This window comes from Auritidibacter ignavus (genome assembly GCF_003703835.1).
In the GTDB taxonomy this organism is placed as follows: Bacteria; Actinomycetota; Actinomycetes; order Actinomycetales; family Micrococcaceae; genus Auritidibacter; species Auritidibacter ignavus.
Map to the genome: position 1 here is coordinate 24,142 of NZ_RDQR01000018.1, position 20,108 is coordinate 44,249.

General features: G+C 61.3%; 18 protein-coding genes. 4 read left to right on the top strand and 14 right to left on the bottom strand.

Annotated elements, in window-relative coordinates:
- Positions 1-10 precede the first annotated feature (10 nt).
- Positions 11-1,420, bottom strand: coding sequence for a M20/M25/M40 family metallo-hydrolase (locus DYI20_RS09160; protein ID WP_122549369.1), 1,410 nt, complete (start codon positions 1,418-1,420; stop codon positions 11-13).
- 71 nt (positions 1,421-1,491) lie between these two features.
- Between DYI20_RS09160 and DYI20_RS09165 the strand changes: the two genes are divergently transcribed.
- Positions 1,492-2,097, top strand: a complete 606-nt coding sequence (locus DYI20_RS09165; protein ID WP_110098379.1) for a DUF3043 domain-containing protein — start codon at positions 1,492-1,494, stop codon at positions 2,095-2,097.
- Here the strand turns inward: DYI20_RS09165 and DYI20_RS09170 are convergent.
- Positions 2,072-3,229 (bottom strand): quinone-dependent dihydroorotate dehydrogenase, encoded by a 1,158-nt coding sequence (locus tag DYI20_RS09170; RefSeq protein ID WP_110100543.1) that lies wholly within the window; start codon positions 3,227-3,229, stop codon positions 2,072-2,074. The genes DYI20_RS09165 and DYI20_RS09170 overlap by 26 nt on opposite strands.
- Before the next feature lie 90 nt (positions 3,230-3,319).
- On the opposite strand from DYI20_RS09170, the gene DYI20_RS09175 reads away from it, so the two are divergent.
- Entirely contained in the window at positions 3,320-4,384 is a 1,065-nt protein-coding gene (locus DYI20_RS09175) for an alpha/beta hydrolase (RefSeq protein ID WP_110098381.1), read from the top strand.
- A 29-nt stretch (positions 4,385-4,413) separates the two neighbouring features.
- On the opposite strand, the gene DYI20_RS09180 is transcribed toward DYI20_RS09175, so the two are convergent.
- The 10 genes from DYI20_RS09180 to hrcA form a co-directional block, all read right to left on the bottom strand.
- Complete coding sequence (locus tag DYI20_RS09180; RefSeq protein ID WP_233487867.1) at positions 4,414-5,202, bottom strand: isoprenyl transferase; 789 nt, start codon at positions 5,200-5,202, stop codon at positions 4,414-4,416.
- Positions 5,203-5,225: 23 nt separating this feature from the next.
- Positions 5,226-6,074, bottom strand: a complete 849-nt coding sequence (gene recO / locus DYI20_RS09185; protein WP_110098383.1) for a DNA repair protein RecO — start codon at positions 6,072-6,074, stop codon at positions 5,226-5,228.
- The gene (leuA, locus tag DYI20_RS09190; RefSeq protein ID WP_110098384.1) at positions 6,052-7,800 is read right to left on the bottom strand and encodes a 2-isopropylmalate synthase; all 1,749 of its coding nucleotides are present in this window, start codon (positions 7,798-7,800) and stop codon (positions 6,052-6,054) included. Before leuA ends, recO begins: the two co-directional genes overlap by 23 nt.
- Positions 7,801-8,064: 264 nt before the next feature.
- Positions 8,065-9,093 carry a GTPase Era gene (era, locus tag DYI20_RS09195; RefSeq protein WP_110100540.1) on the bottom strand — a complete coding sequence of 343 codons (1,029 nt, stop codon included), beginning with the start codon at positions 9,091-9,093 and terminating at the stop codon, positions 8,065-8,067.
- Positions 9,094-9,111: 18 nt separating this feature from the next.
- Entirely contained in the window at positions 9,112-10,461 is a 1,350-nt protein-coding gene (locus tag DYI20_RS09200) for a hemolysin family protein (protein WP_110098386.1), read from the bottom strand.
- Positions 10,462-10,476: 15 nt separating this feature from the next.
- Positions 10,477-10,968, bottom strand: coding sequence for an rRNA maturation RNase YbeY (gene ybeY, locus DYI20_RS09205; RefSeq protein WP_110100538.1), 492 nt, complete (start codon positions 10,966-10,968; stop codon positions 10,477-10,479).
- A gap of 9 nt (positions 10,969-10,977) precedes the next feature.
- Positions 10,978-12,015 carry a PhoH family protein gene (locus DYI20_RS09210; protein ID WP_110100600.1) on the bottom strand — a complete coding sequence of 346 codons (1,038 nt, stop codon included), beginning with the start codon at positions 12,013-12,015 and terminating at the stop codon, positions 10,978-10,980.
- Positions 12,016-12,157: 142 nt separating this feature from the next.
- Entirely contained in the window at positions 12,158-12,958 is an 801-nt protein-coding gene (locus DYI20_RS09215; protein WP_110100537.1) for a 16S rRNA (uracil(1498)-N(3))-methyltransferase, read from the bottom strand.
- 30 nt (positions 12,959-12,988) lie between these two features.
- On the bottom strand, positions 12,989-14,113 hold the full coding sequence (gene dnaJ, locus DYI20_RS09220) for a molecular chaperone DnaJ (protein WP_110098389.1): 1,125 nt from the start codon (positions 14,111-14,113) through the stop codon (positions 12,989-12,991).
- Between the two features lie 22 nt (positions 14,114-14,135).
- The gene (hrcA, locus tag DYI20_RS09225; protein ID WP_110100535.1) at positions 14,136-15,152 is read right to left on the bottom strand and encodes a heat-inducible transcriptional repressor HrcA; all 1,017 of its coding nucleotides are present in this window, start codon (positions 15,150-15,152) and stop codon (positions 14,136-14,138) included.
- Between the two features lie 211 nt (positions 15,153-15,363).
- Here hrcA and DYI20_RS09230 point away from each other — a divergent pair, with 211 nt between their 5' ends.
- Both DYI20_RS09230 and DYI20_RS09235 read left to right on the top strand, forming a co-directional pair.
- A complete protein-coding gene (locus DYI20_RS09230; RefSeq protein ID WP_122549370.1) occupies positions 15,364-16,242 on the top strand; it encodes a DUF3097 family protein in 879 nt (292 codons plus the stop codon).
- Between the two features lie 154 nt (positions 16,243-16,396).
- On the top strand, positions 16,397-16,792 hold the full coding sequence (locus DYI20_RS09235) for a DUF4870 domain-containing protein (RefSeq protein WP_233487865.1): 396 nt from the start codon (positions 16,397-16,399) through the stop codon (positions 16,790-16,792).
- Between the two features lie 4 nt (positions 16,793-16,796).
- On the opposite strand, the gene hemW is transcribed toward DYI20_RS09235, so the two are convergent.
- Both hemW and lepA read right to left on the bottom strand, forming a co-directional pair.
- Positions 16,797-18,059, bottom strand: coding sequence for a radical SAM family heme chaperone HemW (hemW, locus tag DYI20_RS09240; protein ID WP_370443902.1), 1,263 nt, complete (start codon positions 18,057-18,059; stop codon positions 16,797-16,799).
- Positions 18,060-18,083: 24 nt separating this feature from the next.
- Entirely contained in the window at positions 18,084-19,922 is a 1,839-nt protein-coding gene (lepA, locus tag DYI20_RS09245) for a translation elongation factor 4 (RefSeq protein ID WP_122549375.1), read from the bottom strand.
- Positions 19,923-20,108 lie beyond the last annotated feature (186 nt).

Genomic DNA, 20,108 nt, shown 5'->3' on the forward strand with positions numbered 1-20,108 from the left:
GTTCTATTGTTCACGATCTGGCCCGATTAAGCAGACGGGCCAGCAACAGGATTTCGGCGGTAATGCACCGGTAGAAATCCGGAAGGTACAAGGACTCGTTGGCCGAGTGCGCCCGGGTATTTGGGTCCTCCACCCCGGTGATCAAAATAGTGGCTTCGGGGAAGACTTCGGCGAGATCTCCGGTCAGGGGGATGGACCCGCCCAGACCGGTGGCGACCGGGTCGGTCCCAAAAGCATCCCGCAGACAGGACAACATCAGCTGGGTGGTGGCCGAGTCGAGGTCAGTGCTAAATGGTGAACCTTTCTCGCCCGGTTCCAGGGTGATCTCGGCGCCGAAAATATCGAGGGACTCCACGTGCTCCCGGACGCGTTGCATCGCCTCGTCGGGGGTCACCCCGGGGCCGATGCGTAGTGAGAACTTCGCCCGGGCCTGCGGGATGATGGTATTTGAGGCGTGGTTGAGCTCCGGTAGGTCGGTTCCCAAAATGCTCAGGGCGGGTTTATGCCAGAGTCGTTCGGCAATCGACCCGGTGCCGGCTAACCGCACCGAGTCCACGATGCCGGCCTGGGCACGCAGGTCCTCTTCGGGGTAGTCCACCTGGGCCTGGCCCGATGTTCCGTGCAGGCCGGGGATGGCCACGTCTCCGTGCTCGTCGTGTAAGGTCGCAATAACTTTGGAGAGCACGGTGGCCGCATCAAGTACCACTCCCCCAAACAGGCCCGAGTGCACCGCGTGATCGAGGATTTTGACATGAATGGTGCCATCAACCACCCCGCGTAGCGAGCTGGTGATCGCGGGCACGCCTTCGGCCCAGTTAGCTGAGTCGGCAACGACCACCACGTCGGCGGCGAGCTTGTCGCGGTGGCGGTCAAGGAAGGCGCGGAAGGTCGGTGAGGCGACTTCTTCTTCACCTTCAATCAGCACGGTGATCCCCAGCCCGTGGTCAGTACCCAGTAGCTCGTTGAGTGCGGTCACCGCTGCCACGTGGACCATAATCCCGGCTTTATCGTCGGCGGCCCCGCGACCGTAGAGGCGGTCGCCGATACGTGTGGCAGTGAAGGGGCCGGTGTCCCACAGGGCCAGATCTCCGGTGGGTTGCACGTCGTGGTGGGCATAGAGCAGGATCGTGGGGGCTCCCGGGGCCGGCGCCCGGCGGGCGAGCACGGCCGGGCCACCGCGGTCGCCGTCCGGTTGCTTCGGATCCAGCGGTTCGCTCAGGATCTCTACCTCATCGAAACCGGCCCGGGTCATCAGGGCTTTCACGGCTTCAGCGCAGGTGTCCAGCACGGTGCGGTCGTAGCCGGGAAAGGCGATGGAGGGGATCGCGACCAGCTCGGTGAGGTGTTGCAGAATCTGGTCAGCGTGAGCGGTGACCCAGTCGGTGGCATCGTCAGCGGTGAGTTCAGTGTGATCGGCCATGAACACCACAGTAGTTGTTGGTGCGGGTCGGGTGGCAGAGGGTGAGGGTGATTCCGCATAGAATAGGGGGCGTGTTTGGACGTAAGAAGACTGAGAAGACTGCTGAGGTCGACGAGGTAGAGGCCACCATCGAGCCGGTGGTGGAGAAGAAGAACTCGAAGACGACCCCCGCTAAGGGTGCCCCGACCCCGAAACGTCGTGATCAGGAGGCAGCCAACCGTCGCCCGCTGATTATGGATAACCGCAAGGAGGCCAAACGGGCCCAGCGCCAGGCGGTCGCCGAAGAGCGCGCCAAAATGCGTCGTGCCATGGAGACCGGCGATGAGAAGCACATGCCCTATCGCGATAAGGGTCCCCAGCGGCGTTATGCCCGGGACTTTGTGGATGCCCGCTATGGGATTAGCGAGTGGCTGATGATCATGGTGCTGGTGTTCTTATTGCTGTCTTTTGTCCAGATTCCAGAGGTCCAGGTCTTTATTTCGGTGGGCCTGATGGTGCTGGTCGTGGTCGTGGTGGTCGAAGGCTTCTGGGTCGGCCACCAGCTGAAGAAACGTCTGACCGAGAAATTTGGGGAGCTGGAGCGCGGTGTGCGCTGGTACGGTGCCATGCGCGCGTTGCAGTTGCGCCGGTTACGCCTGCCGAAGCCCCAGGTCAAGCGTGGGGAATTCCCCCGCTAACCCGCTCGTGACGCCAAGCGCTCAGGTTATTGCGCAGATCCCGGTTGATCCGGTAGACCCACAGCGGTCCTTGATAGAGGAAGGCCGTATAGCCCTGCACTAAGTCAGCTCCGGCACGCAGGCGCTGGATAACATCCGCTCCGGTGGTCACTCCCCCGACGGACATCACGGCCAGCGAGGATCCAGTGGCATCCAGGTGGGCACGCAACAGAGTGAGCACATCCAGGGAACGCTGGCTAAGGGGTTTGCCGGACAGTCCCCCACCGCCGTAGGACTCCACGGTGGTCGGGTCGGTGACCAGGCCCTCACGGGAGATCGTGGTGTTGGTGGCCACCAAACCGTCCAGCCCGAGTTCCCCGGCCAGGTCAGCCACCGCCAGCACATCCTCATCGGCGAGATCGGGGGCGATTTTCACCGCCAATGGCACGTGACGGCCGGTAGATTTCAGCGCCTGATCGCGCACCGCCGTCAGGATCGGACGAAGCGCTTCCACGGCCTGGAGTTGCCGGAGACCGGGGGTATTGGGGCTGGAGACGTTGACCACCAGATAGTCGGCGTGGCGAGCCAGCCGATCGGTGGACTCGCGGTAGTCTTCCACGGCGTTGTCGAGTGCGACCACTTTGGTTTTGCCAATGTTGACCCCGAGGATGGGGCGGTGGGTCCCAAACCGGCGGGTGAGTTTTTTCCGCGTTGCAGCCAGCCGGGGTTCAATAACGCGGGCCCCGGCGTTGTTGAACCCCATACGGTTGATCAGGGCCTGGTCCTGAGGTAGTCGATGCATTCGCGGTGCCGGGTTGCCGGGTTGTGGTTGGGCGGTGATGGTGCCGACTTCCACGTGCCCGAAGCCCAGGTCCATCAGCGCGGCAGTACCCCGGCCTGCTTTATCGAATCCGGCGGCCAGCCCGAAGGGCGAGGGAAACTCCAGGCCCATCACCCGCGTCCGCAGGGCCGGGTCAGCAGTAGCGAGCTTTCGGTACGCTAAAGAGAGACCAGTTGATTCCGCTGAACGGATGGCCTGAAATCCGATCCCGTGTGCTCGCTCGGGTTCCATGTTCTGGAAGACCAGCCGGAAGACCTCCGGGTAGATCCGTGGTGTGCCAGACAGGTTCCAGTCGGTGGATTCAGCGGTCATGCCATCATTGAACCATATTCTGTTTCGCCTCGTCGTGATCCTCTCCGCCTGCTCTCTGACCGCGACCTGATTCAGCCGAAGGTGTCCTGTATGTCCGAGCAACCGATTCATCCTGCACCAGATCAGCTTCCGGATTACCTCACCGATACTGCCCCGGGGGTGTGGGAACCCGACATCATGCGGGGATTTCAACGGCTATCTTTGCCCCTGGGCTATGACGACCAGGGCCCGGTCTCGGCCACCCTGGTGCGCCGTGCGCCGGCAGACGTTGACTGGAGCCTCCCGGTGCCCGGGCGTAACTGCAGCGCCGAACCAGACACGATTCCGGTGCTCTCGGTACACGGGTGGTCGGATTATTTCTTTAACGCCGATGAGGCCGAGGCCTTCGAGCAGGCCGGCTACCGGTTTTACGCCCTGGACTTGCGCAAATATGGCCGGTCGTTGCGGAGCTATCAAACCCCGGGATTCATTGACTCGCTGTCCAATTACGATGATGAGATTCGCGCCGGGCTGGCGGTGCTGGACCGGTTGCATCCGGGACAGCGGCCGGTTCTGCTCGGGCACTCCACGGGGGCGTTGACCTTATCGCTGTGGACCCAGCGACATCCGGGGCGGATTCGGGCGCTGATCATGAATTCGCCGTGGTTGGAGTTGCAGGGCAACTCGTGGGTGCGCGGCATGGCCCAGGCGGTGATGGAGCCGTTGAGTAAGATCTCGCCGAACTCGATGGTGAACCTGCCGCACACGGATAGTTACTGGCAGTCACTATCGGCCCAGGCGCACGGTGAGTGGAACCTGCACCCGCTGTGGCGGCCCCGCTACTCGTTTCGGGTGCCGCGGACCTGGCTAATCGCGGTACTGACCGGACACCGTCTGGTGGCCAGTGGTCTAGAGATTCGGGAGCCGATTTTGGTACTGACTAGTCGGGACACGAAGTTCACCATGAAGTATCAGCCCGAGGTGCAACGGGCTGACGCGGTGATTGATGTCAAGGTCACGGCCGACCGGGCCGCGCACCTGGGACGAACGATGACGCTGGTAAAAATCACCGATGCGCTCCACGATGTCTTTGCCTCAGCACCCGAGGTTCGTCGGGAGGCGCTGACCGTGGCGACCACCTGGTTGGAGTGGGCCTTGGGCTGGCCGGAAGTCTAAACGTTGCTCCGCTGGGCTTGCGGCGGTGGTTACCGGCCGGTGATCTGGTCGACGGCTACGCCGTAGCGACGATCCCGTCGGGCGTAGGTTTCGACGGCTTCCCACAGCGTACGGCGGTCCACATCGGGCCAAAGGGTGTCGGTGAAGACCATTTCGGCATAGGCAGATTGCCATAGCAAGAAATTTGAGGTGCGCTGCTCTCCGGAGGTGCGCAGAAACAAATCTACGTCGGGCACATCGGGTTCATCCAGGTGGGCGCTGATGGTGTCCTCAGTAATGTGCTGTGGCTTCAGCTTCCCGGCAGCCACCTGCGCGGCGATGGTTTTGACCGATTCGGTAATCTCGGCGCGTCCCCCGTAATTGACGCACATCATCAGCTGACAGCGGTCGTTGTCCCGGGTGAGTTCCTCGGCGGCGCGTAGCTCGTTGACCACCGAGTTCCACAGTCGCCCGTGTTGACCGTTCCACCGGATGCGCACACCCCAGCTGTTGAGCGTGTCGCGTTGGCGACGCAAGACGTCCCGCGAAAAGCCCAAGAGGAACCGGACCTCGCTGGGAGAGCGTTTCCAGTTCTCGGTCGAGAAGGCATACACCGAGACGTATTCGATGCCCAGCTGGAGGGCACCGGCCATCACATCCAGTAGCGCAGCTTCTCCGGCCCGGTGCCCTTCGGTGCGCGGCAGTCCTCGCTGATTGGCCCAGCGACCGTTTCCATCCATCACGATCCCCACGTGGCGGGGCAACACCTTGGCAGGAAGTTGTGGCGGTTGTGCTCCCGAGGGGTGGGGTGCGGGATCCAGGTAGTCGGTACGAGTCACGGTGGACAGGGCCTTCCGATGGGTCAGAGCTCGCGCTGGTTCATGACCTGCAGCGAGTGCAGGTTTTGTTCAACATGGAATCTTAAATATTGTGCCACGATCGAGGAGGCCTCCTCGATGACACGACTGGGGTCCAGCTCGTGGGCTGTGGCATCGGCCAACGCCTGCCCGGCAGCATCCCAGTCACCGGTGGCCAGCGCGGCCAACAGGCTGATGGCCTGCCGGCTGGGTGCCAGCGCGCCCTGGGGCCGGCAGTCGAAGCACACGGTCCCACCCAGCAGGATGGAGACTTGCACGTGAGGTCCCGGCGCCCCACACGAGACACAGTCACCGAAGTGGGCACCCCATCCGGCCAGCGCCAGGGCCCGGAGCAGGTAGGAGTCCATAATCAACCGCGGCGGGTGCTGGTGTTTGGCCAGTGCGGCCATTGCCCCATAGAGCAGTCGATAGTGCTCGGCGGTCGTGGGCGTGTCCTCTGCTCGGGTGAGTCGTTCGGCAGTTTCGACCATCGCGGAGGCAGCCCCGTAGGAGTCGTAGTCGGCGGCAATGATGGCCCCGTAGGGGTGGATGGTTTGAGTTTGGGCGATGATGTCTAAGGATTTTCCGGGCACTACTTGCAGGCCGGTGTGCATAAATGGTTCCAGGCTGGACCCGAACTTCGAGGTGGTGCGCCGCACTCCGCGGGCCACGGCCCGAATCTGGCCGTGCGTGTTGCTCAGTGCGACAATAATCCGGTCGGCCTCGGCGAGTTTATAGGTGCGTAGCACGATCGCATCGCACCGGTAGCTCTGAGCAACATAGCTGGCCCCGGCACGACGCGATCGGCTACCACCGGATCCACCACGAGTCTTACTCAGCGGTGGCTTCCTCATCCCGAATGAAGCGGTTCACCGCGGAGGTGACGGCTTTCAGTGATGCGGTGGAGGTGTTGTGGTCCAAGCCCACGCCCCACAGCACGCGGTCGCCAATCGCGCATTCGACGTAGGCGGCCGCCATGGCCTCGCCACCTTCTGACAGCGCGTGTTCGGTGTAGTCCAGCACGCGCACATCCACCCCAGCGTCGTGGAAGAGCTTCACCATCGCCGAGATGGGGCCGTTGCCCTCGGTGGAACGGCTGTGGACGGTGCCATCGACCATCATCTCCACGGTCATCGAGAACTCGCCGGACTCGGTGGTCGTCGAAGAAGAGGAGACGAACTGGTAGCGGCCCCAGCGGTCGGCTTCTTCTGGGCTGGGCAGGTATTCCTTGGTGAAGACCTCCCAGATTTGGTCGCCGGAGATCTCCCCGCCCTGAGCGTCGGAGAGGTCTTGGATCACCCGGGAGAATTCGATCTGGGCCCGCCGTGGCAAGTCCAGGTGGTGCTCGGAGCGCAACAGGTAGGCCACCCCGCCCTTGCCGGACTGGGAGTTGACACGGATCACGGCCTCGTAGCTACGACCCAAGTCTTGGGGATCCACCGGCAAATAGGGCACTTCCCAGACCAGATCGTTGACGTCCACGCCCTTTTCGGCGGCGGTGGCGTCCATGGCGTCGAAGCCCTTGTTGATCGCATCCTGGTGGGAGCCGGAGAAGGCGGTAAAGACCAGGTCCCCGGCCCAGGGCGAGCGGGCGTGGACCGGCATCTGGTTGGCGTATTCGGCCACTCGGCGGATCTTGGGCATATTGGAGAAGTCGATCTCGGGGTCGATGCCCTGGGTGTAGAGGTTCATGCCCAACGTCACCAGATCGACGTTACCGGTGCGCTCGCCATTACCGAATAAGCACCCTTCAATCCGGTCGGCCCCGGCCATATACCCCAGCTCGGAGGCGGCCACCGCGGTGCCGCGGTCATTATGCGGGTGCAGGGAGAGGATGATGGAGTCGCGATGGGCCAGATTGCGGTGCATCCACTCGATGGAGTCGGCGTAGACGTTGGGGGTCGCCATCTCCACGGTGGCCGGCAGGTTGAGAATCATCTGTCGGTCTGGGGAGGCCTCCAAGACCTCCATGACGGCCTCGGAGATTTCGGCGGCGAACTCCAGCTCAGTGCCGGTGAAGGATTCCGGGGAGTATTCGTAGACAATCTCGGTGTTTTTCAGCTGGTCTTCGTATTTGCGACACAACCGCGCACCCTGGGTGGCGATATCGATAATCCCGGCCCGGTCTTCACGGAACACGACCCGGCGCTGGACGATGGAGGTGGAGTTGTACAGGTGGATGATGGCCCGGGGCGCACCTTCCACGGCTTCATAGGTGCGTTCAATCAGGTGTTCCCGAGACTGGGTGAGCACCTGGATGCTGACGTCGTCGGGGATGCGGTCTTCTTCAATCAGCTGGCGGACGAAACGGAAGTCGGTTTCAGAGGCCGAGGGGAAGCCCACCTCGATTTCCTTATACCCCATCTCGACCAACAGCTCGAACATGGCCAGTTTACGGGCCGGACCCATCGGGTCGATCAGGGCCTGGTTCCCATCGCGCAGATCCACCGCACACCAGCGGGGCGCTTTAGTGATGACCTGATCCGGCCAGGTTCGGTCCGGCAACTCCACAGTGATGTGGTCCTGGAAGGGAACGTATTTGCCGATGTTCATACCCGAGGGTTGTTGACGATTCTCCATGAGATGTTCCTGCCTTTGTGAAAGCTTTGTGTGAGTTCAATGCTGTGGCAGGCCGTGAGTCAATACTCCGTAACGGGGTCCGGCCTCAAGTGAAGTTGTTGCGTTTAGTCCATCACCTTGGCCCCGCTACGGCACGATAGTAGCAGGGTGAGAGCCGAGAGAACCGGTGAGGAACGCATACCGCAACTCTAACACGTGGTGTGTGTTCTCAGTGATGGCTGCCACGCCGGGTCAGTATCCGGGGTGGTGCCGCAGGTCGTCGTCTCAGAGGTCCTCAAAGCCGACCCGGCGCATTTGTTTGGGGTCGCGTTGCCATTCTTTGGCGACTTTGACCCGCAGGTCCAGGTACACCTTGGTGCCCAAGAGTTTTTCAATCTCGGCCCGGGCCCTCGCCCCGATTGTGCGCAGCTGGGCTGCTTTCGTGCCGATGACGATCGCTTTCTGAGAGTCACGCTCCACGTAGATGGCGGCGTATACATCGGTGATGGGTGCTTTGGTGTGGCGTCGAGACGCGCGCTGCCCGTCTCCGGCGTCGTGTTGCGCGGTGGTCTCCTCGTCGCGCTCGCGCAGGCTCATCTCCTCGACCACCACGGCCAGGGAGTGTGGGAGTTCGTCGCGGAAGTCTTCCAGGGCGGCTTCTCGGATGAGTTCAGCGACCATGACCGTGTCGGCTTCATCGGTGAGTTCATCGTCCGGGTACAGTTTCGGGGATTCGGGCACGTAGTTGGCCAGCACCGTGGCAACGGTGTCGACCTGGAAGGCCGTCAAAGCCGAGACTGGCACGAGCTCGGCGAATCCCCCGTGCTCGGCTAGCATCTCATCGCCCAGCGCCTGGACGTGAAGTAGCTTCTCCCCGAGGTGTTGTTTGGTGACTTTATCGGCTTTGGTGACCAGCGCGATCACGGGGGTGTCCTTCAGGTAGGACAGTTGGGTGACGATGAACCGGTCGCCGGGGCCGATGGCTTCATCGGCGGGCAAACACAATCCGACCGCGTCCACCCCGGCCAGGGTTTCGGCCACCAGGTCGTTGAGCTTTTCTCCCAGGAGCGTGCGGGGCCGGTGGAGGCCGGGGGTATCGACCAGGATCAGCTGGTAGTCCTCGGTGGAGATGATGCCACGGAGCACCCGCCGGGTGGTTTGGGGCTTGGAGGAGGTGATGGCCACTTTGGTGCCGACCAGCGCGTTGGTGAGGGTGGATTTTCCGGCATTGGGCCGACCCACCAGGCTGATGAACCCGGCCCGGTAGCCGGGAGTGTTGTCGGCGGGATGCTGGGGTGCGTGGTGATCGTTCATCGGTGTCCTGGGGTGTGTCTAGCTGGCCTCGGAACTGGTGGCGGATTCGGTCTCGGCGCCGGTCTCGACATCGGTCTCGGTCTCGGAAGGATCCTGGTCGGTGCCACGCCGGTCTCGTTCGGTCACCCAGACCCGGATCTGGTCGACGCGGTTGCGTCGGGGTTCGAGGCTTTCGACCTCGAGTCGAAGGTTTTCGATCTCCACCGTGGAGGATTCGATGGGGATGCGGCCGAGATGTTTGGCAAACAGACCGCGCACCGTATCCACATCGTCGTTGTCATCCATCGACAGATCAAAAGTTTCGGTGAAATCGGAGACGGACATGGACCCGGTGACCAAAAATTCCCCCGGGGCGACCGGGGTGACATCCTCGCGGTCGTCCACATCGTATTCATCGGAGATATCCCCAACGACTTCTTCAATGAGGTCTTCGAGTGTGACCACACCGGCGGTACCGCCGTATTCGTCGATGACCAGCGCCACGTGGGTGGAGTCGCGTTGCATTTCTTGTAGCAGCGACCACACGGTCTTGGATTCGGGGACGAAAGAGATACTGCGGGCAATGTGGTCAACCCTGGCAGAGGTGTCCATCTTGGTGCGGTGGATGGCCCGGACCACGTCTTTGAGGTAGACGATGCCGAGAATGTCGTCGGGAGATTCTCCGGTGAGCGGGATGCGGGAGTAACCGGAGCGGATGAACAGGCTCAGGGCATCCTCCAGGGTGGTGCCGGTCTCGATCCAGATCACGTCGATGCGGGGAACCATCACCGAGCGCACCAGCGTGTCGTCGAGCTCGACCACCGATTGAATCATGTCGGCCTCTGACGGGTCGATAATATCGGCATCTTCGGCCCGGGAGATGAACTCGCGGAAGTGACGGTCGTGAATTTCGTCGAGTTCTTCGTCCTCGGTGTCGTCATCGTCGGTGGACGCCACCACCCGACCCGGGATGGGGCCGAGGATTTGGCGCAGGGTACGTACCAGCCGGGCGGTAAGGCGCACCACGAGAGATTCGTGGCGGGAGGCTAGATCACGCGGGGTAAACAGCAGGTGCAGGCCTGCGACCATCAGCATCGCCAGGCTGGCACACAGCATGGTCAGCCACAGGTTGTCGGTGAAGAAGTCGATGAGCATGGTGACACACAGTGCGACTCCGGTTTGGAAGAAAGCCCGCCAGAATTGCAACGCGAACAGGTGCTCTTGCAGGTGGGAGACCACTATCAGCGCTGGGTTCTTTGGTCGGGTAGCGACGATGTCTTCGGCTTGCCGGTAGGAGATGTAGCCCAGGGCGATTTCAGCCAGGGAGAGCACCCAGACCAGCCCAAAGCAGGCCAGTACCAGCAGGATCAGGATCGTTATAGTCAGCATCTGGTGTGTTATCCTTTAGTCCACGGTCGGTGCCGGTGCCGGGTAACCCAGGAATGCGGTCAGCAACCGGTTTTGGAGTGTGAACATTTCCTCGCGTGCTGCGGGGTCTTGGTGGTCGTAGCCGAGTAGGTGGAGCACGCCGTGGGTGAGCAGCAGTGCCATTTCATCGGCAGTCTCGTGTCCGCCGGCGCAGGCTTGGTCGGCGGCGACGACTGGGCAGAGTACCACATCTCCTAACACCCCATCGGTGGGTTCCTCGGCGGTGCCGGGGGTCATGCCGTCCATCGGGAAGCTCATCACGTCGGTGGGCCCGGGCAGCTCCATCCAGTCCAGGTGGAGTTGTTCCATCGGACCCGGGTCCACGCAGACCACCGAGAGCTCGGTGGTCTCTGCCAGGTGCAATGCGGTGAATAGGTGCTGGATGAGATGGTAGAGACGGTCGGTGTCCACGGGGGTCTGGGACTCGTTGACCACATCGACGTGTGGCAGGGCGTCAGCAACGGACATGGCAGACCATTACCTTCCGGATTTCCGGGCGTTGCGTGCACCGCGGGCAGGACGCGAGGCGCCGGCGGGTTGGTGAGTTTCATAGGCGTCGACGATCTGAGAAACCAGACGGTGGCGAACCACATCCTTGCTGGATAGGCGCACGATGGCAATATCGTCGATCCCCTCCAGGTATTCCACGGCTTGGGCCAGCCCGGAGTCGGTGCCCCGGGGCAGATCGATTTGAGAGGAGTCGCCGGTGATGACCATATGAGAATTGAATCCCAGACGAGTCAAGAACATTTTCATCTGTTCCGAGGAGGTATTTTGGGCCTCGTCGAGAATGATGAAGGCATCGTTCAGGGTGCGACCGCGCATATAGGCCAGCGGGGCGACTTCAATGGTTCCGGCAGCCATCAGGTGCGGAATGTTTTCGGGATCGACCATATCGTGCAACGCGTCGTAGAGCGGGCGCAGGTAGGGGTCGATTTTCTCGGACAGGGATCCGGGCAAATAGCCCAAGGACTCGCCAGCCTCGACCGCCGGGCGAGTGAGAATAATGCGGTTAACTTCCCGGGCCTGCAGGGCTTGGACCGCTTTGGCCATGGCCAAATAGGTTTTACCGGTGCCAGCTGGGCCGAGCCCGAAGGTCACGGTGTGCTCGTCGATGGCTTGCACATAGCCCTGTTGGTTCAGCGTCTTGGGACGGATCTGCTTCCCCCGGGAGGAAATAATCGCTTCGGTTCCCACACCGATTCGGGTACCGGAGGCGGTCGCGCCGGCGCCGAGGCCGGCCACTCCCCCGGCATGGGTCTGTGCTTGGGCGACATCAGCCATCCGGGCCTGGTGCCGGACACCGGAGATGGTGGCTTCAATCAGCTGGGCGCCGACGGTGGTGCCACCGGCGGCGATGGATCGCAGTTCTTCGAGTACGCGGTGGGCTTGCGTCACCGCGTCGTCGGCGCCAGAGAGCACTACGGTTTGGTCACGTAGTGCGATGGTCAGCTCCGGGTAGATACCGTCCAAGACACGCAGGGCAAGGTCTTGGGGTCCCAAGCTGGCAATCATCTGCTCGGCAGAGGAGAAACTAATGGTGTTGTGGTTGGTGATCTCAGCCAAGAGTTCGGTGCACTCTCCGTCAGGGGGTCAAGGTCGTGTGCTCAGACGTTGTGGTCAAGTCTACTCGCTTCACCGACGCGACGGTGATCCCTCACCCGGTGGCCTGGGGCGGATACCACCGGCCGAGTCGTTCATTGATCACCGCCACGGCGGCCGGGCCGGCGGTGGAGGCCCGCAGAATATGGGTCCCCAGCACGACGATGCGAGCCCCGGCATCCTGCAGTGCGGTGATTTCTGCCTGTGAGATACCACCTTCGGGGCCGACCACGATAGCGATCTCGGAGATGGCTGGACCGTCATGGTGTGCTTGCTGCATCGCGTCGGTGAGCATTTCACCCAGGTGCTCGGTGGCGTCTTGGTGGGTGACGAGCACCAGCCGGTTCCGATGCTGGGCTAGCTCGGCCACGGCGGTGCCACTGACCGGATCCCTGAGCTCAGGGATGCGGTATCGGCGGGACTGTTGGGCCGCGGTGAGTAGCTGGGACTGCCATTTGGTCACGGTTTTGGCTGTCTTGTCTGCTTTCAGCCGCACGATCGAGCGTTCGGCCTGCCAGGGAATCACCGCGTCCACGCCGAGTTCGACCGCGGTGGCCACCGCCAGCAGGTCGCGGTCTGCTTTGGCCAGGGCTTGGACTAAAACCAACCGAGGTGCAGGTGCCGGTTGGTGGGTGAGTTCCTCGAGACCGACCACGGCACAGGGCCCGGAGGTGTCCACCAGTTCTCCCACTCCCCCGGTGCCGGTCCCATCGGCCACCAGCACCCGGTCTCCTGGCGCCAGTCGCAGGGATTTCACCGCGTGCCGGGTGGTTGCAGCATCCAGTTCCACCTGGTCGCCGCGGCCTGTCAGCCCCTCCAAAGCCCCGGGGGCAACATAGAACAGCTGGTGCGTCATGGCCTGCCCGCACTCACCGCCGCCAGATGCTTAGTCGCGGTCACGGTTCTTTTTCTTCCGCCGGGAGAACAGGCCTTTGGATTCGGTCTGGCCGTGGACGATGTGTTCACTGCGGGCGGTGGCTAGTGCTTCCAACAGCTCGCGTTGCTTATCATCAAGCTTGGTGGGGGTCTCGACTTTCAGCGTCACCTTTAAGTCCCCGCGCCCGTTGCCACGCAACAGACCCACGCCCAGGCCCTTGAGAGTTTCGACCGAGCCGGATTGGGTGCCGGGTTTGACGCGGATCGTTTGTTCCCCGTCGAAGGTATCCAAGGTCAGCTCGGTGCCCAGGGCCGCAGCCGTCATCGGCAAGGTCATGGTGGCGGTCAGGTCAGCGCCGTCACGGGAGAACACCGGGTGGTCTCCGACTTTGATTTCCACATAGAGATCGCCCTGGGGGCCACCGGCGGGACCGGCTTCACCACGACCGGCCAGCTGAATGCGGGTGCCGGTATCGACACCGGAGGGAATCTTGATGGTCAGCGACACCCGTTCGCGAACACGGCCCTGGCCACCGCATTCGTGGCACGGGTTGGGAATGGTGTCGCCAAAGCCCCGACAGCTCGGGCAGGTCTCGGCGGTCATCACCGTACCCAGAATGGATTGAACCGGGCGACGGATTTGGCCTTGGCCGTGGCAGGTTTCGCAGGTCTGAGTGCCGGTGCCGGGTTCGGCACAGGAGCCATCGCAAACGCTACAGCGTACCGCGGTCTGTAGGTCGATGGTTTTCTCTACGCCGAAGACAGCATCTTCGAGCTCGATCTTGACGTTAATCAGCGCATCTTGACCGCGACGGGTACGTGAGGCCGGGCCAGAACGAGCACCACCGCCACCGCCGAAGAAGGTGTCAAAGATATCGGAGAAGCCACCGAAGCCTCCTCCAAAGCCACCGGTCGCTCCGGTGCCGTTAGCGTTACCGGTCATATCGTAGTTACGACGTTTGGTCTCGTCCGAAAGCACTTCGTAGGCGGCGGTGACCTGCTTGAATTCTTCGGCAGCGTCAGGTGAGGGGTTCACATCTGGGTGCAGGGTGCGTGCCTTCTTCCGGTAGGCGCGCTTAATTTCTTCTGCCGAGGCATCTTTCGATACCCCCAGAACCTCGTAGTGATCTGCCACGGTGGAGTAACTTCCTTCCAATTTACTGAGCTAAGATTTTCGACAAGTAGCGGGCGATGGCCCGTACCGCAGACATGGTACCGGGGTAGTCCATCCGGGTTGGACCCACCACACCCAACATGGAACTGCTGTTGGGGCCATAGCCGGCTGCGACGACGGAGGTCCCCGACAATGACCCCTGGTTTTCGGTACCGATCGAGACGGACAACCCCCGCACGTCTTGTTGCATTTCGGCCAGTAGCTTCAGCAACACGACCTGTTCTTCCAGTGCTTCCAACACCGGTCCGATCGAGGATCCGAAGTCGGTTTGAGACCGAGCCAAGTTGGCGGTACCGGCCAAATAGATCCGGTCGCGCTGAGTGGAGGCCAACAACAGCTGGAGCTGGTGGGATAAATCTTCGGCCAGGCGCTGTTCTCTTCCGGGCACACCGGCCAGAATGCCCGGAATCACCGAGAGCGCTTCCTGGGCAGTGAGCCCGTTGAGCTGGCGGACGAAGATGTCGCGCACCACCTGGACGTCGAGGTCATCTTCCTGATCGGCGACGGTGAACATGCGCTGTTCGATTTTCCCGGTCGAGAAAATCACCGCAACCAGTAGGCGGTGTTCGGCTAACCAGACGAGCTCGAGGTGACGAATCACCGCGGTATCGGTCTTGGGAAACTGTGCGACGGCCACTTGGTGGGTGAGCTGGGCCAGTACCTGCACGCTGCGGGTCATGACCTCATCGAGGTCTTCGGTGGTGATGTCCAAGACGGCCTGCACGGCACGTTTTTCTGCTGCCGAGAGCGGTCGAATCTCGGAGATGCGGTCAACAAAGTACCGGTACCCTTTATCGGTCGGGATCCGCCCGGCCGAGGTGTGCGGGGCAACAATAAGCCCTTCATCTTCCAAATCGGCCATATCGTTACGCACCGTGGCCGAGGAGACGCCGAGGTCGTGACGATCCACCAGGGCTTTGGAACCGACTGGTTCCCGGGAGGCGACATAGTCTTCCACGATGGCCTGCAAGACTTTCATCCGGCGCGGTAGCTCGCTCATCTCACCGTCCCTTCTGCTCACCCTGTTGATGGTCGTGCGTATCTTCCACAAATTAGCACTGTCGGACGCCTAGTGCTAATTCTAGTAGCCCGCTGTGGTGATGTGCAGTCTCACCGGCGGTGCTTCGCTGGCAGACAAACGTCCGGTGGTAGTCTCACCGGGAACCGAGTGGACCACGTCACCGACGACGTGCCAGCGAAAGGGAGTGCTGATGGAGTGGGATCAGTGGGGACCAGAGACTCTGGCAACAGATCAGGCTCGGCGGGCCCGGCAGGCCGTTGTTCCCAAGGTTCCCGCTGCTAAGAATCTGGTGGTCGAGGATGCTACCACTGGTTTCACCGGAGCGATGATCCGGCTAGAACGGGTTGGTGGGATGATCGTGGTGGTCTTAGAAGATCGTCGCGGTGCGACCAAGTCTTTCCCGTTGGGCCCGGGATTTCTGATCGACGGACAACCGGTTGAGCTGGTGATGCCGACCAAGACGAAGAAACCGGCCGAGCCGGGACACCGTCATGCTCGCACTGCCTCAGGGTCTCGTCAGGCTCCGGTAACGCGGGCGAAGGTCGCCCGCGCCTCCCGGATTTGGGTGGAAGGTGTCCACGATGCCGAGCTGGTGGAGAAGATCTGGGGCGATGATCTGCGGGTTGAAGGGATTGTGGTCGAACCGCAACACGGTATTGACGAGCTGGCCGGTGCGGTCGAAGATTTTGGTCCGGCTCCGCGACGCCGTTTGGCGGTGTTGCTGGATCACCTTGTGCCCGGGTCCAAAGAGTCGGCGATTGCCGAGCACACCATGACGCTTCCCGGGGCTCAGGGCAATGTGCTGATTGTGGGTCATCCGTATGTCGATATTTGGCAGGCGGTCAAGCCACAGGTGATTGGCCGGCAGCAGTGGCCGGTCATCCCGAAGGGCCAATCCTGGAAGGCCGGGATTCTCGAATGGTTGGGGCTACCGCACAAGGATGCAGAGGATATAGGGCTGGGTTGGAAACAGATTCTGGCCCGGGTGAGCAACTACGCGGACTTGGAACCGGCATTGCTGGCCAAGGTCGAACAAATGATTGACTTTGTCACCGTGGAGCCCGCCTAGCTCTCGGACCTGATCGTGTTCTTTACACGAAATTCAGGTTGTCCTCCTATACTGATGGTTGAATTCGCCCGGATTCACCTGACGAAGGGACCGGACGTGATGGCATAAAGCTGAGACAGTAGCTGTGACAGCTCGGAGAGAAAAGGTGGAACTCGTGTCCCAGTACTCGGGAAATACTTCTGGCCCCCAGCAGAATGAGACGTCAGAGCCGAAACCGCTGACTCCCTCCGAGGACCGTCAGTGGGCCGCTGTCGCACATTTTGGTGCCATTTTGATGTTCATCCCCTCACTGGTGATCTACTTGGTCTTCCGCGAGCGTGGCCCCTTCACCGCCCAAGAATCGAAGGAAGCCCTGAACTTCACTTTGCCATTGTCGGTGGTGGCTATCGTGCTGAACGTTTTGTCCTTGTTGCCGGTGATCGGCGCGATCTTCGCTGTACTGACCGTGTTGATTTGGCTGTTTATGACCGTTTCCGGTGTGGTGGCCGGTATCGAGGTCAATAAGGGTCGCCCCTACCGCTACCCGGTCAACCTGCGCCTGATCAGCTAGTCAGCTAGATATCGGCCAGCTGGCGGGTGATGGCATCCCCCAGTAACCGTCCGTGTAGGGTCGGCACTAAGCGACCTCTCTTCACAGCGCCTGGTTCTAATAATCCCTGTCGCAGTAGCTCGGGAATCTGTTCTTGTTCTGTTGGACTCAGCTCTGAGATGGCGAGTCCTTCGGAAAGGCGGATCCCGAGCATAATATTTTCCAGGTGGCGTTCTGCCTCATCGGGTTGTTCCATCCCAACCGCGGCAGGCACCCCCGAGCTCAACCGTTGCGCATAAGCCAGCGGATGCTTGGCATTCCACCACCGGATGCCGGCTAAATGCGAGTGAGCTCCGGGGCCCGCGCCCCACCAGTCCTGATTACGCCAGTAGGCCAGATTGTGTTCTGCCCGATGCACTCCGGTGCCTTCCGGATCATGAGCCCAGTTGGAGATTTCATACCAGCGGTACCCCGCCTGGCCCAGTAGCTCCTCGGCCATCACGTATTTATCGGCCTGGTCGTCCCCGTCGGTATCGGGGTAGGTGCCACGCCGAATTTGGGCCGCCAATTTGGTGCCTTGTTCAACGATGAGCCCGTAGGCAGACAGATGTTCCGGGGCCTGCTCAATGGCGACCTCAAGGCTCTGTTGCCAATCTGCCAGGCTCTCCCCCGGTGTGCCAAAGATCAGGTCGAGGGAGACCTCCAGCCCGGCCTGTTTTGCCCAGACCACCGCCGGGGGAATATTGGCCGGGGTGTGTGACCGGTCGAGGACTTTCAGTACGTGGCCGACCGCCGACTGCATGCCCAGCGACAGCCGGGTGAATCCTCCCTCGGCCAGTTCGGCGATCGAGTCCTCGGTAACGGTATCCGGATTGGCCTCGGTGGTGATTTCCGCCTGCGGTTTGATACCGAAGAGCGCCCGGGCTCGCTCAACAATCCGGACCAGGTCTGTGGCAGGCAATAGTGTCGGGGTCCCGCCTCCAAAGTAGACGGTATGAATCGGCCGGTTCGGAATGCCCGAAGCATCCATCCGCTCCCGGGCCATTTCCAGTTCCTGTAAGACCGTTGTGGCGTAGGTGTCGTGGGAGGCTCCGGGCCCAAAGTCGGTGGCCGTGTAGGTGTTGAAGTCGCAGTACCCACACCGGACGGTGCAAAACGGGATGTGCACGTACAACGAGAAGGTCCTGGGTGTTCCCGCTGTCAGCGACTCGGAGATGCGCTGACCGACGTCAGCGGGAAACAGCGGGGAGTCAGGAACCCCGTAGCCCTGCAGGTCGATGTGTGGCACGAGATCGTCAGGCCTCCTGGAGGCTTAGTCGCCACCGTCGGTGGACAGAGCAGCAATGAAAGCTTCCTGTGGCACTTCCACGTGGCCGACCATCTTCATCCGCTTCTTGCCTTCCTTCTGCTTCTCCAACAGCTTCCGCTTACGCGAAATATCGCCACCGTAGCACTTGGACAGCACATCTTTGCGGATAGCCCGAATACTCTCGCGGGCAATAATCCGGGAACCAATGGCTGCCTGAATGGGCACCTCGTACTGCTGACGCGGGATGAGCTCTTTGAGCTTTCCGGTCATCTTGACCCCGTAGGCGTAGGCGTGGTCACGGTGGGTGATCGCTGAGAACGCATCGACCGTGTCGCCTTGAAGGAGCACATCCACCTTGACCAGGTCCGCTTCTTGGTCGCCATCGCGTTGCCAGTTCAACGAGGCGTAGCCCCTGGTCCGGGATTTCAGCTGGTCAAAGAAGTCGAAGACAATTTCGGCCAACGGGATCCAGTACCGGATCTCGACACGCTCTTCGGACAAGTAGTCCATACCTTGAAGCTGTCCGCGCTTACCCTGGCAGAGTTCCATGACCGCACCGATAAATTCGCTGGGCACAATCACGGTGGCTTGCGCCATGGGTTCACGCACCGACTGGATCTTGCCTTCGGGAAACTCTGACGGGTTGGTAACATCAACTTCGGTGCCGTCTTCGGTAGTGACCTGGTAGACCACGTTGGGCGCGGTAGAAATCAAATCCAGGTTGTATTCGCGTTCCAGACGTTCGCGCACAATCTCCAGGTGGAGCAATCCCAAGAATCCGACACGGAATCCGAAACCGAGCGCCACCGAGGTTTCGGGCTCATAGTTCAGCGCAGCATCGTTGAGCTTGAGCTTATCCAGGGCATCACGCAGGTCCGGGTAATCCGAGCCATCAATGGGGTACAGACCGGAGAACACCATCGGCTGAGGCTCCTCATAGCCACTAATCAGGTCCTCGGCCGGATCGTGGGCCGAGGTAATGGTGTCACCGACTTTGGATTCGCGCACATCTTTGACGCCGGTAATCAGGTACCCGACTTCACCGACCGACAAGCCCTCGGCTTGGATGGCATCGGGTGAATACACACCCAGTTCCTGGAGTTCGTAGGTACTACCGGTGGCCATCATCTTGATCTTCTGGCGGGGTTGGAGTTCGCCGTCGACCATTCTCACGTAGGTAATCACACCACGGTAGCTGTCATAGACCGAGTCGAAAATCATCGCCCGGGTGGCCGCATCGTGATTGCCCTCAGGTGCGGGGGTGGACCGGACCACTTCATCGAGCAGTTCTTCCACGCCTTCACCGGTTTTACCCGAGACGCGGAGTACGTCGTCGGGTTCCACACCGATCAGGTTGGCGATCTCTACCGCGTAGCGGTCGGGATCAGCTGCCGGAAGGTCAATTTTATTAAGCACCGGGATAATGGACAGCTCGTGTTCCATCGCCAAATACAGGTTGGCTAGCGTTTGAGCTTCAATCCCTTGGGAAGCATCAACCAGCAGAATCGCCCCCTCACAGGAGGCTAGAGAGCGGGAGACTTCGTAGCTGAAGTCGACGTGCCCGGGGGTGTCGATCATGTTCAGCACGTAGTTGGTGCCTTCATAGGCCCAGGGCATGCGCACGGCTTGGGATTTGATGGTAATCCCGCGTTCGCGTTCAATGTCCATCCGGTCCAAAAACTGGTCTTTCATCTCCCGGGGAGTCACCACGCCGGTTTTCTGCAACATCCGGTCGGCCAGGGTAGATTTACCGTGGTCGATGTGGGCGACAATGCAGAAGTTTCGAATCTGCACCGGGTTGGTCGACCCAGGACGGGGCGGATCAATAGCCTGTGGCGACAAGGGCAACATCCTTCATCGATGACAATGAATAAGGTCTAATGGTCTATTGTCTCATGATTGCACCAGGGTGCCAGCCAGTGTATGTGCTCAGTGCCACCGCACACCACGAAGAATCCGCACGCTGTTGCGTGGTATGATGGTCAGCTGTGTGTCCGCGTAGGTCGACGGGCACCCTGTGTCGAGCTT

Excerpts from the sequence above, each read along its gene's own strand:
- recO (WP_110098383.1), bottom strand. The coding sequence starts at position 6,074 with ATGAGGAAGCCACCGCTGAGTAAGACTCGTGGTGGATCCGGTGGTAGC.
- DYI20_RS09230 (WP_122549370.1), top strand. The coding sequence starts at position 15,364 with ATGGAGTGGGATCAGTGGGGACCAGAGACTCTGGCAACAGATCAGGCT.
- DYI20_RS09215 (WP_110100537.1), bottom strand. The coding sequence starts at position 12,958 with ATGACGCACCAGCTGTTCTATGTTGCCCCCGGGGCTTTGGAGGGGCTG.
- DYI20_RS09170 (WP_110100543.1), bottom strand. The coding sequence starts at position 3,229 with ATGACCGCTGAATCCACCGACTGGAACCTGTCTGGCACACCACGGATC.
- leuA (WP_110098384.1), bottom strand. The coding sequence starts at position 7,800 with ATGGAGAATCGTCAACAACCCTCGGGTATGAACATCGGCAAATACGTT.
- era (WP_110100540.1), bottom strand. The coding sequence starts at position 9,093 with ATGAACGATCACCACGCACCCCAGCATCCCGCCGACAACACTCCCGGC.
- hrcA (WP_110100535.1), bottom strand. The coding sequence starts at position 15,152 with ATGAGCGAGCTACCGCGCCGGATGAAAGTCTTGCAGGCCATCGTGGAA.
- DYI20_RS09160 (WP_122549369.1), bottom strand. The coding sequence starts at position 1,420 with ATGGCCGATCACACTGAACTCACCGCTGACGATGCCACCGACTGGGTC.
- ybeY (WP_110100538.1), bottom strand. The coding sequence starts at position 10,968 with ATGTCCGTTGCTGACGCCCTGCCACACGTCGATGTGGTCAACGAGTCC.
- DYI20_RS09200 (WP_110098386.1), bottom strand. The coding sequence starts at position 10,461 with ATGCTGACTATAACGATCCTGATCCTGCTGGTACTGGCCTGCTTTGGG.
- DYI20_RS09210 (WP_110100600.1), bottom strand. The coding sequence starts at position 12,015 with ATGATTGCCAGCTTGGGACCCCAAGACCTTGCCCTGCGTGTCTTGGAC.
- DYI20_RS09175 (WP_110098381.1), top strand. The coding sequence starts at position 3,320 with ATGTCCGAGCAACCGATTCATCCTGCACCAGATCAGCTTCCGGATTAC.